The sequence below is a fragment of the Pseudomonas sp. A-R-19 genome, assembly GCF_019956575.1.
Lineage (GTDB): Bacteria > Pseudomonadota > Gammaproteobacteria > Pseudomonadales > Pseudomonadaceae > Aquipseudomonas.
Genome location: NZ_JAHBDR010000122.1, coordinates 1 through 11,154, shown reverse-complemented (window position 1 = coordinate 11,154; position 11,154 = coordinate 1). Strand labels below are relative to the sequence as shown.

The window sequence follows — 11,154 nt, the reverse complement described above, 5'->3', positions numbered from 1 at the left end:
GTTAGGTCGCATCGATGAAAAGGATGCAAAGGAAGATTATGTGACGTTAAAGGTGATCAGAAGTAAGTGACCTGGTGTTACCTATGTGACTGAACTCTTCTGTTACCTATGTGGTTGATCCCTTCACTCGCCCCTGGCGTACGGCCCCTCGCTAAGGCTCGGCGTTCCTTCGCTCCGGTATTCATCCGGGGGCATTGCCCTCCGGTCGGCTTCGCTTCGACCTACATGCAATGAGTTCGACTGCGTCGAACGGCGCTGCGCGCCAGTCCCCGGATGAACACCTCCACTCAGCCTCCCGAGGGGGCGGGTGAGTCAAGATCAAGAGCTGCAGGCGAGCTAACGCTCGGCCTGATGAGTGGTGAGGAGCGTGGGTGTACGCCGCGCTGCCGTTACTCTTCTGTAGGAACTGGCTTGCCAGCGATGACGGCCTGCCAGCCAACCTGTCTCTACCAAATGTACTCGGTCAAATTGTGGGAGCGGGCTTGCCCGCGAAGGCGGCCTGCCAGCCAACCCATTTCTTGCAGATGCACTCAGTACCTGTGGGAGCGGGCTTGCCCGCGAAGACGGCCTGCCAGCCAACCCATTTCTTGCAGATGTACTCAGTACCTGTGGGAGCGGGCTTGCCCGCGAAGACGGCCTGCCTGCCAACCCATTTCTTGCAGATGCACTCAGTACCTGTGGGAGCGGGCTTGCCCGCGAAGGCGGCCTGCCAGCCAACCCATTTCTTGCAGATGCACTCAGTACCTGTGGGAGCGGGCTTGCTCGCGAAGGCGGCCAGCCGGCCTGATTATCTTGCTGTACATACCCGCCTTGTCAGGCCACCGGCTGCCAATGCCCGACCATATGCTCCAGATCCCCGACACCCAGCAACTGAAAGTCCCCGCTCGTCCCCGGCGCACTGGCCAGCAAAGTCACTTCACTGGGCAACCGTACCGGTTTCTTGAACTGCACTGCTATCTCGACATTCGCCGTCGGCAGATGCCCGGCCAGCGCAGCCAGCGTGCGTGCCTTGTTCCACAGGCCATGGGCGATGGCGGTCGGGAAGCCGAAGAGTCGGGCGCTGGCCGCGCTGAGGTGGATCGGGTTGTAGTCGCCGGACACTTTGGCGTACTGCCGGCCGATGTCCGAGGGCGCTTTCCAGTGCTCGATTTCGCTCAAGGCCAGGTTGCTTGCCAGAGGTTCTTCTAGCGGTTCGCCCTCGAGTTTGACGCCGCGGCAGAGCATCCTGCTTTGTGCTTCCCACAATGGTCCCAACTGATCGTCGAGGGTGGTCAGTAGATCGAATGTCGCGCCCTTGGCGTGGGGTTGCAGGTTTTGCACCTGCACGCTGACGCGCACCCGACTCACTCCGCCCATGGGGCGCAGCACTCCAATGCGATTGCTCAGGTGAATCAGGCCCAGCAGCGGGAACGGGAAGTCCCTGGCCGTGAGCAGTTGCATCTGCAAGGCGAACCCGAGGATGTGTGGATAAGTCGGCGGCAGCAGGCCGTTGTCGGCGAAACCACTGACCTTGCGATAAGCCGCCAGGCGCTTGGGGTCGACATCGACCCAGCAGCGCAAACCCGAATCGGGCAGGGTGGTGCCGGTGATTTTGCGCCGTGTTGCGGCACGGGCGTACAGCCCCGGCAGACTGGGTTCGCGGTTGAGTGTGTGCCAGTCGGTGATCATCCTTAAGCCCCCAGAACGCTTTGCCCGCATACGCGCAATGCTTGCCCGGTGAAGGCGCCGGTGCCCGGTTGCGCGAGCCAGGCCACGGCTTCGGCGACATCTTGTGGCAGGCCGCCCTGGCCGAGGGAGCTCATGCGGCGTCCGGCTTCGCGCAGGCCGAAGGGAATGTGCGCGGTCATCTGCGTTTCGATGAAGCCCGGCGCCACGGCGTTGATACTGATGCCGCGCTCGGTGAGCAACGGCGCCCACGCCTGCGCCAGGCCAATGAGCCCGGCCTTGCTCGCCGCGTAATTGGTTTGCCCGCGATTGCCGGCAATGCCGCTGATGGACGCCAGCAGGATCACCCGGCCGTTGTCGTGCAGGGCGCCGCTGTCGAGCAGGGCCTTGGTCAGCACTTGCGGTGCATTGAGGTTGACCGCCAGCACCGCGTCCCAGAATTCCGGGGTCATGTTGGCCAGGGTTTTATCCCGGGTGATACCGGCGTTGTGCACCAGGATGTCGAGGCCGTCGGGCAACTGTTCGACCAACTGCGCGGCGGCGTCTTCGGCGCAGATGTCGAGGGTGATGCTGCGCCCGCCGAGGCGCGCGGCGAGGGCTTCGAGATCGGTTTTGGCTGGTGGCACGTCGAGCAGGATGACGTCGGCACCGTCACGGGCCAGGGTTTCGGCGATGGCGGCACCGATGCCCCGCGCCGCGCCAGTGACCAGTGCCTTGCGCCCGGCGAGTGGGCGTGTCCAGTCGGTGACGGGCGTCGAACACGGATTCAAGCGAATGACCTGCCCGGACACGAAGGCGCTTTTGGGCGAGAGGAAAAACCGCAGCGGGCCTTCCAGCTGCGCCTCGGCACCTTCGCCGACGTAGATCAATTGCAGCGTGCCTCCGCTGCGCAACTCCTTGGCTAGCGAACGGCTGAAACCTTCCAGGGCTCGTTGCGCGCTGGCGGCGAATGGGTCGCGCAGGGTTTGCGGATCGCGTCCGAGAATCACCAGGTGCGCGCAGTGATCGAGATTCTTCATCAGTGGCTGGAAAAACTCGCGCAGCTGCTTGAGCTGATCGGTATGCAGCAGATCACTGGCATCGAACACCACGGCCTTGAGTTTCGGTCCATGGCCGGGAATCCACGCGGTGGCTATCGATGGCTCGGTGCCGTAGCTGTAGATCGCGTCGGTCAGGCGGTTGGCGAAGGCACTGACGTGTTCGACCAACGGCCCGCCGCCGATCAGCAGCGCACCTTCCACGGGCCGCAGCCGGCCTGCTTGCCAGCGCTCCAGCCGGGTCGGCGCCGGCAACCCCAGGGCGCCCACCAGACGATGGCCGATGGACGAATTGGCGAAGTCGATATAGCGGTCAGACATGGAACGCGCTCCGAAAGCTGGGGTTCAAAGTGTGGACCATGAATGGCGATCAGTCGTTCGATCCACGAGATAAGGCCTACGCTTGGTTACATTGTAGGAGCGAGCTTGTTCCGGGCGGCGTTCCGACGATGGCGGTGTATCAGCCAGCATCGATGTTGAATGAGCAGGCCCCTTCGCGAGCAAGCCCGCTCCCACAAGGGGATGGTGTTGAAATCAGATAATTTGTCAGGAGCCTTTCATGACCCAACTGCGCCGCGTCGCGATCATCGGCGGTAACCGGATTCCCTTCGCCCGTTCCAACGGCCCCTACGCCACGGCCAGTAACCAGGTGATGCTCACCGCCGCCCTCGAAGGCCTGATCGAACGTTACAACCTGCACGGCCAGCGCATTGGCGAAGTGGTCGCCGGGGCCGTGCTCAAGTTGTCGCGGGACATGAACCTGACACGTGAGTGCGTACTCGGTTCGCGACTGTCGCCCGCCACCCCGGCCTATGACATCCAGCAGGCCTGCGGCACCGGGCTGGAGGCGGCGTTGCTGGTGGCGAACAAGATTGCCCTGGGCCAGATCGACTGCGGCATTGCCGGTGGCGTGGACACCACCTCGGATGCGCCGATCAGTGTCAGTGAGGGCTTGCGCAAAATTCTCCTGCAAGCCAATCGCGCGAAAACCACCGGCGACAAACTGAAAACCTTCCTGCAATTGCGCCCCAAGCATTTGATCCCCGAATTCCCGCGCAATGGCGAACCGCGTACGGGGTTATCCATGGGCCAGCATTGCGAGTTGATGGCCCAGACCTGGAACATCCCTCGCCAGGCTCAGGATCAACTGGCGCTTGAGAGCCATCAGAAACTGGCCGCGTCCTACTCCGAGGGCTGGCACAACGATCTGATGACACCGTTCCTGGGACTGACCCGCGACAACAACCTGCGCCCGGACTCCACACTGGAAAAGCTCGCCGCGCTCAAGCCGGCCTATGAGAAAAGCGCCAAGGGCACCCTGACCGCAGGCAACTCCACACCGCTGACCGATGGCGCGTCACTGGTGCTGCTGGGCAGCGAGGAATGGGCCAAGGCACGCGGCTTGCCGATTCTGGCCTACTGGCGTGACGGCGAGGCGGCGGCGGTGGATTTCGTCAACGGCGCCGAAGGGCTGTTGATGGCGCCGGTCTACGCCGTGCCGCGTTTGCTCGCGCGCAATGGCCTGACCTTGCAGGACTTCGACTACTACGAAATCCACGAAGCCTTCGCCGCGCAGGTGCTGTGTACGTTGAAGGCCTGGGAAGATCCGGAGTACTGCAAAAGCCGTCTTGGTCTCGATGCGCCGTTGGGCTCGATCGACCGCAGCAAGCTCAACGTCAAGGGCAGTTCACTGGCGGCCGGGCATCCGTTTGCCGCCACGGGTGGGCGCATTGTCGCCAACCTGGCGAAGCTGCTGGATACGGCGGGCAAGGGGCGGGGGCTGATTTCGATCTGTGCGGCGGGCGGGCAGGGTGTGACCGCCATCATCGAGCGCTGAGTGTTTAGCTCAGGGGGCCAGTGTGGCGAGGGGACTTGCCCCCGTTCGAGCGCGAAGCGGTCGTAAAATCAGCGACCGCTTTTTCTCAGGCATACTACGTTGATCGCTTTACGGCTGCTTCGCAGCCGAACGGGGGCAAGCCCCCTCGCCACAGTTGATCGGTTCGCTTATGTACGGAACCTGCGCACCAACCCGTCCAGCTCATTCGACAACCCGGCCAGGCTCTGGGAGTCCAGGCGCGCCGAGTTGGCCAGTTCTGCCACCAGTTGCGCATCGCCATGGATCTGGCTGATGTGCCGGTTGATGTCTTCGGCTACCTGGTGCTGCTGTTCCGCCGCGGTGGCGATCTGGGTGTTCATGTCGCGGATCACGTCCACCGACTCGCGAATCTGCCCAAAGCTGTTGCGCGCCTCGCCGATGCGCGTCACCGATTGCTGGGACACTTCCAGGCTGGCGTGCATCTGTTGGGTCACCTGGCTGGTGCGTTTGGCCAGGTTACCCAGCAGCCCGTCGATTTCCGCCGTGGAGTCGGCCGTGCGCTTGGCCAGGGCCCGCACTTCATCGGCCACCACGGCAAAACCGCGACCTTGTTCACCGGCCCGGGCCGCTTCGATCGCGGCGTTCAGCGCCAGCAGGTTGGTTTGTTCGGCGATCGAGCGGATGGTCCCGAGGATCGACTGAATGTCGTTGCTGTCGCGCTCCAGTTGCTGCATCGACTGGGCCGACTGTTCGATTTCCTGGCTCAGGCGATCCACGCTGTTCACCGCCGCATCGATCTGCTGCTGGCCTTCGCGCGCCTGGCGCTGGCCACTGTCGGCCGATTCCGCCGCCTGACTGCAAGAACGCGCGACTTCGTTGGCGGTGGCGACCATTTCGTGGAATGCAGTGGAGACCATGTCCACCGCCTCACGCTGGCGTCCGGCGGCTTCGGCCATGTCGCTGGAGACCTGGGTTGAGCTCTTGGACGTGGCGAGGATCTTGCCTGCCGCGCCGCCGATGCTCTGGATCAGATTGCGAATCGCGGCCAGGAACTGGTTGAACCAGTTGGCCAGTTGCGCGGTTTCGTCGCTGCCGCGGATTTGCAGGTTCTGGGTCAGGTCGCCTTCGCCCTGGGCGATGCCTTCCAGGCCGCTGGCCACGCTGCGGATCGGGCGCACGATGAGGCTGGCAAAACTGGCGCCAACGATGGCGAAGACCACGGCCAGAACAGCAGCGATGATGGCGATCAACCAGGTCAACTGGGTCGCGGAGCTCATCACGTCGTCCTGTTTGATCAGGCCGATGAAAGTCCAGCCCAGTTGCTCCGATGGCCAGACGTTGGCCATGTAGCGCTCGCCGTTCAGCTCCACTTCCACCAGGCCTTTGCCGGCCTTGGCCAGTTGCGCGTAGCCGTCGCCAAGGCTGTTCAGTGGCTTGAAGTTGTGTTCCGGTTGTTTCGGATCCACCAGGACCATGCCGGTGTTTTCCAGCAGCATCAGGTAGCCGGTTTCGCCGAGCTTGATCTGCTTGACGATTTCGGTGAGCTGCTTGAGCGTCACGTCGATGCTGACCACGCCGCCGTTGGTGCCCAGCTTGTTGTCGATGGTGCGCACGGTGCTGACGTAGGTCGCGTCATCCTGGGCCCAGTAGTAGGCCTCGGTGCGGAACGGCTTGCCCGGTTTGGCCTGGGCGGCCTTGTACCATGGGCGCTGGCGCGGGTCGTAGTTGTTCAGTTTCGGATCATCCGGCCACGACACGTAGCCGCCCGCCGCCGTGCCGAGGATGGCATAGGCATAGGCCGGGTGGCTGTTGCCCAAGTCCTGGAGCAGGGTGAAGACTTTCTTGTCCGCCTCGCCCTGAGGGACGCTCTCGGCGTTGGCGGCCATGTAAGTCTTGAGGCTGTCGTCGGAATTTCGGATCAGCGGCTGCTTGGCCAGGTAATCGACGTTCTGGCTGATGCCGTCAAAGAACAATTGCATGGCGTTGCTGACCTGACGAATCTCGCGGGCACTGCCGTCGATGAATTCGTCCCTGGCATCACTGCGCAGGTTCAGCACAACGAGCGTGGCGACCAGCACCACGGGCAGGCAGGCGATGATTGCAAACGCCCAGGTCAACTTCTGTTTGATGTTCATCCGCGCTCCAGATTTTCTTGTAGGCCCACGCAGTGCAGATGACTCGCGGTTTATTGGCAGCCGTAAACGTTCTTGGTCAACCCGGTCCTTGAGTGCGGCATCGCTTTTGTTGTGGCAGCGATTGTCGGACAAATCACTTTGTCACTAAGGACTTCGGCTGTTGTCGGAGGAAATTGAGGCCCGTTGGGAAAAATCCTACGGAAGGTAGGAGTTGTGGTGTCAGCTTCTGTCGTAATTGCCCTCAATGCCCTTGCACAACAAGTGACGCAGGCTCGGCTATGATCTGGAGCGACCCGTACGGTCGTCGGGTTTACCTGATGAAATCGGCACATTGTGTGCTTCTGCAATGTTCATAAGTCGGCAACCCCTCCCCCCCGTGAGTGGATTGCCGTATAACGAATGACTTTCGCGTGTTTGGTAATAAAGGACCCACAATAAAAGCTGATGAAGACTCCAAAACGCATTGAACCCCTGATCGAGGACGGTCTGGTCGACGAGGTGCTGCGCCCACTCATGAGTGGTAAAGAAGCAGCTGTTTATGTGGTGCGCTGCGGCAACGAGTTACGTTGCGCGAAGGTCTACAAGGAGGCGAATAAACGCAGTTTCCGTCAGGCGGCCGAGTATCAGGAAGGCCGCAAGGTACGCAACAGCCGTCAGGCCCGTGCGATGGCCAAGGGCTCCAAGTTTGGCCGCAAGGAAACCGAAGACGCCTGGCAGAACGCCGAAGTGGCGGCGCTGTTCCGTTTGGCCAGTGCCGGTGTGCGGGTGCCCAAGCCGTTCGACTTCCTCGAAGGCGTGCTGCTCATGGAGCTGGTGGCCGACGAGTACGGTGATGCTGCGCCGCGCTTGAACGATGTGGTGCTGGAACCGGACCAGGCCCGCGAGTATCACGCGTATCTGATTTCCCAGATCGTGCTGATGCTGTGTACCGGTCTGGTGCACGGCGACCTTTCCGAGTTCAACGTGCTGCTGACGCCGACCGGCCCGGTGATCATCGACCTGCCGCAAGCGGTGGACGCGGCGGGCAACAACCACGCGTTCAGCATGCTGGAGCGGGATGTGGGCAACATGGCGTCCTACTTCGGGCGGTTTGCGCCGGAATTGAAGAAGACCAAGTACGCCAAGGAAATGTGGGCCTTGTACGAGGCCGGCACCTTGCACCCGGCCAGTGTCCTGACCGGCGAGTTCGCCGACACGGAAGAACTGGCTGACGTGGGCGGCATCATGCGCGAGATCGAGGCCGCGCGCCTGGATGAAGAGCGCAAGCAAGCCGTACGCGCGGCGGACGATGCTCCGCCGGGCAAGACCGAAGAACCGCCTCCGCCTTGGATGCAGTGATCGGTTAAAAAAAACCCGGCGTCGGCCGGGTTTTTTGTGGGTTACAGATTCAATACCTGTGTCGACTGTTAGTCCGCCTTCGCGGGCAAGCCCGCTCCCACAGGGATTTGTGCATGTGTGCAGAATTTGTGACCGGCCGCAAACACTGTGGGAGCGGGCTTGCCCGCGATGGCGTCGGTACAGCCGGCTTCAATGCATCAGGCTTGAGCCGGTTCAGCACAACACCCCGACTCAAGATTCTTCAGAATCGGGCAATCCGGCCGATGATCGCCCTGACAGTGCTCGACCAGATCCTGCAAGGTGTCGCGCAACTGCCCCAGCTCGCGGATCTTCCGGTTCAACTCTTCGATGTGCTGACGGGCCAGCGCTTTCACATCGGCGCTGGCGCGCTGGCGGTCTTGCCAGAGGGTCAGCAACTTGCCGACCTCTTCCAGGGAAAACCCCAGGTCCCGCGAGCGCTTGATGAACGCCAGCGTGTGCAGGTCATCATCGCCATACACCCGGTAGCCGCTGTCGGTGCGATGAGCGGCCTTGAGCAAGCCGATGGATTCGTAATAACGGATCATCTTTGCGCTCAGGCCGCTGTGGCGGGCCGCTTGGCCGATGTTCATCGGTTGTCCTCCAGGTCCTTGGGTTTCCAGGTTTTCAACAGTAGCGCATTGCTCACCACGCTGACGCTCGACAATGCCATGGCCGCCCCGGCCAGTACTGGATTGAGGAAGCCGAACGCCGCCAGCGGAATGCCGATCAGGTTATAGACGAAGGCCCAGAACAGGTTCTGCCGAATCTTGGCGTAGGTCTTGCGGCTGATCTCCAGCGCAGCCGGCACCAGTCGCGGATCGCCGCGCATCAAGGTAATGCCGGCCGCGTGCATGGCGACGTCGGTGCCGCCGCCCATGGCGATGCCGATATCGGCGGCGGCCAGTGCCGGGGCGTCGTTGATGCCGTCGCCGACCATCGCCACCACGCCGGTTTCTTTCAGTGTCGCGACGGTGGCGGCTTTGTCCGCCGGGAGCACTTCGGCATGCACATCCTGGATGCCCAGCGCCTCGGCCACCACCTTGGCGCTACCGCGATTGTCACCGGTCAGCAGGTGGCTACTGATGTTTCGTGCACTCAGTTGTTGCACCGCTTGCAGTGCGCCGGGCTTTAGAGTGTCACCGAAGGCGAACAGGCCCAGCACCTGTGGTTCGGGGGATTGTTCGATAAGCCAGGACAAGGTCCGGCCTTGTTTTTCCCAGGCGATCGCCGAGTTGGCCAGCGCCCCGGCATCCAAGCCGCTGTCCTCCAGCAGGCGCCGATTGCCCAGCGCCAGGCGACGCCCTTCGAGGGTGCCAGCGATACCCCGGCCGGTCAGGGACTGGCTGTCGCTGATATCGGCGACCTGCAAATGGCGTTCGGCACAGGCGTCCAGTACAGCCTTGGCCAGGGGATGCTCACTGCCCCGTTGCAGGGCGCCGGCCAGTTGCAGCAGGCTCGCCTCATTACCGTCGACGGCACTCAGATGAGCAATGCGCGGGGCGCCGGAGGTCAGGGTGCCGGTCTTGTCGAACACCACGGCGCTGACTTCATGGGCACGCTCCAGTGCCTCGGCATCCTTGATCAGAATCCCGTAGCGTGCCGCCACGCCGGTGCCGGCCATGATCGCGGTCGGTGTGGCCAGGCCCAGGGCGCAAGGGCAGGCAATCACCAGCACCGCCACGGCGTTGATCAGCGCGGTTTCCATCGGCGCGCCATACAGCCACCAACCGATCAACGTCGCCAGGGCAATCAGCAGCACGGTGGGCACGAACACCTGACTGACTTTATCCACCAGTTTCTGGATCGGCGCTTTCGCGGCCTGGGCGTCTTCCACCAGGCGGATGATCCGCGCCAGCACGGTTTCCGCGCCGAGGGCCTGGGTACGCACCAGCATCCGGCCTTCACCGTTGATCGCGCCGCCGGTGACTTTGTCGCCGGGCTGCTTGGGCACCGGCAGGCTCTCGCCGCTGATCAGCGCTTCGTCGGCGTGGCTCTGGCCTTCGATCACTTCACCGTCCACCGGAAAGCGTTCGCCGGGTTTGACCATCACCAGGTCATCGAGGCGCAGGGCGCTGATGGCGACCTCCTGCTCGCGGCCATCGATCACCCGGATCGCCCGCTCCGGGCGCAAGGCTTCGAGGGCGCGGATGGCGCTGGCGGTCTGGCGCTTGGCGCGGCTTTCCAGGTACTTGCCCAGCAGCACCAGGGCGATCACCACCGCCGAGGCTTCGAAATACAGATGCGGCATGCGCCCGGCGGCGGTGGCCCATTCGTACAGGCTCAAGCCATATCCGGCGCTGGTGCCCAGGGCCACCAGCAAATCCATGTTGCCGGCTCCGGCGCGCACGGCTTTCCAGGCGGCAACGTAGAACCGTGCACCGAAGATGAATTGCACCGGCGTGGCCAGGGCGAACTGCGCCCAGGCCGGCAGCATCCAGTGCACGCCGAACGGTTGCAGCAGCATCGGCAATACCAATGGCAAGGCGAGGGCAATGGCCATGATCAAGGCCAGGCGTTCGCGATGCAGACGTTGTTGCTGGTTGTCGGTAAGCGGGTGTTCGGCTTCCCATACGCTGGCGCTGTAACCGGCCTTGCTCACGGCGGCGATCAGGCTTTGCGGATCGATCTGGCCGAGCAGTTCCAGGTGGGCGCGCTCGTTGGCCAGGTTGACGCTGACGCTCTTCACCCCCGGCACCTTGGCCAGCGCTCGCTCGACGCGACCGACGCAGGACGCGCAGGTCATGCCGTCGATGCTCAATTCCAGGCTCTGTTGCGGCACGCTGTAGCCGGCCTTGGCGACGGCATCCATCAAGGCCGGCAAGCTGTCGGCGGGTGCCTGGACCCGCGCCTGTTCAGTGGCGAGGTTGACGCTGACGGCACTGGCGCCAATGACTTTGCTCAAGGCGCGCTCGACACGCCCGGCGCAACTGGCGCAGGTCATGCCGGCAATCGGCAGGTCGAACGTGGTGGATTCGGACATCGGTCGCACTCCCTGTAGTAGATGACCACAGGATCAACCTTGCCATGCTGGCAAGGTCAAGCGCCAATCTTGAACGTGCCGCTGATCTAATGTGGGAGCGGGCTTGCTCGCGAAAGCGTCGTGTCAGTCGACATCAATTTTGCCTGACACGACGCCTTCGCG

7 protein-coding genes and 1 pseudogene are annotated in these 11,154 nt (G+C 62.9%); 2 read left to right on the top strand and 6 right to left on the bottom strand.

What is annotated here, in order from left to right:
- Positions 1-813: 813 nt before the first annotated feature.
- A complete protein-coding gene (locus KGA88_RS30500) occupies positions 814-1,668 on the bottom strand; it encodes a MaoC family dehydratase (protein ID WP_223596478.1) in 855 nt (284 codons plus the stop codon).
- Positions 1,669-1,670: 2 nt separating this feature from the next.
- Positions 1,671-3,023 (bottom strand): 3-oxoacyl-ACP reductase, encoded by a 1,353-nt coding sequence (locus KGA88_RS30495; RefSeq protein ID WP_110662327.1) that lies wholly within the window; start codon positions 3,021-3,023, stop codon positions 1,671-1,673.
- A 238-nt stretch (positions 3,024-3,261) separates the two neighbouring features.
- On the opposite strand from KGA88_RS30495, the gene KGA88_RS30490 reads away from it, so the two are divergent.
- Positions 3,262-4,539, top strand: a complete 1,278-nt coding sequence (locus KGA88_RS30490; protein WP_223596476.1) for an acetyl-CoA C-acetyltransferase — start codon at positions 3,262-3,264, stop codon at positions 4,537-4,539.
- A gap of 167 nt (positions 4,540-4,706) precedes the next feature.
- Here the strand turns inward: KGA88_RS30490 and KGA88_RS31900 are convergent, their stop codons facing one another.
- Positions 4,707-5,435: a methyl-accepting chemotaxis protein gene (locus KGA88_RS31900; protein ID WP_371317838.1), complete on the bottom strand. Its 729-nt coding sequence runs from the start codon at positions 5,433-5,435 to the stop codon at positions 4,707-4,709.
- 129 nt (positions 5,436-5,564) lie between these two features.
- Positions 5,565-6,653: pseudogene (locus KGA88_RS31895) on the bottom strand (cache domain-containing protein); the annotation flags it as partial.
- 444 nt (positions 6,654-7,097) lie between these two features.
- On the opposite strand from KGA88_RS31895, the gene KGA88_RS30480 reads away from it, so the two are divergent.
- Positions 7,098-7,991, top strand: coding sequence for a PA4780 family RIO1-like protein kinase (locus KGA88_RS30480; protein WP_095944167.1), 894 nt, complete (start codon positions 7,098-7,100; stop codon positions 7,989-7,991).
- Positions 7,992-8,188: 197 nt separating this feature from the next.
- On the opposite strand, the gene cueR is transcribed toward KGA88_RS30480, so the two are convergent.
- Both cueR and KGA88_RS30470 read right to left on the bottom strand, forming a co-directional pair.
- On the bottom strand, positions 8,189-8,602 hold the full coding sequence (gene cueR, locus KGA88_RS30475; protein ID WP_223596474.1) for a Cu(I)-responsive transcriptional regulator: 414 nt from the start codon (positions 8,600-8,602) through the stop codon (positions 8,189-8,191).
- Positions 8,599-10,992 carry a heavy metal translocating P-type ATPase gene (locus tag KGA88_RS30470; protein WP_223596472.1) on the bottom strand — a complete coding sequence of 798 codons (2,394 nt, stop codon included), beginning with the start codon at positions 10,990-10,992 and terminating at the stop codon, positions 8,599-8,601. Before KGA88_RS30470 ends, cueR begins: the two co-directional genes overlap by 4 nt.
- Positions 10,993-11,154: the final 162 nt, after the last annotated feature.

Coding starts and splice junctions, on each gene's coding strand:
- KGA88_RS30500 (WP_223596478.1), bottom strand. CDS start 1,668: ATGATCACCGACTGGCACACACTCAACCGCGAACCCAGTCTGCCGGGG.
- KGA88_RS30495 (WP_110662327.1), bottom strand. CDS start 3,023: ATGTCTGACCGCTATATCGACTTCGCCAATTCGTCCATCGGCCATCGT.
- KGA88_RS30490 (WP_223596476.1), top strand. CDS start 3,262: ATGACCCAACTGCGCCGCGTCGCGATCATCGGCGGTAACCGGATTCCC.
- KGA88_RS31900 (WP_371317838.1), bottom strand. CDS start 5,435: ATGGTCTCCACTGCATTCCACGAAATGGTCGCCACCGCCAACGAAGTC.
- KGA88_RS30480 (WP_095944167.1), top strand. CDS start 7,098: ATGAAGACTCCAAAACGCATTGAACCCCTGATCGAGGACGGTCTGGTC.
- cueR (WP_223596474.1), bottom strand. CDS start 8,602: ATGAACATCGGCCAAGCGGCCCGCCACAGCGGCCTGAGCGCAAAGATG.
- KGA88_RS30470 (WP_223596472.1), bottom strand. CDS start 10,992: ATGTCCGAATCCACCACGTTCGACCTGCCGATTGCCGGCATGACCTGC.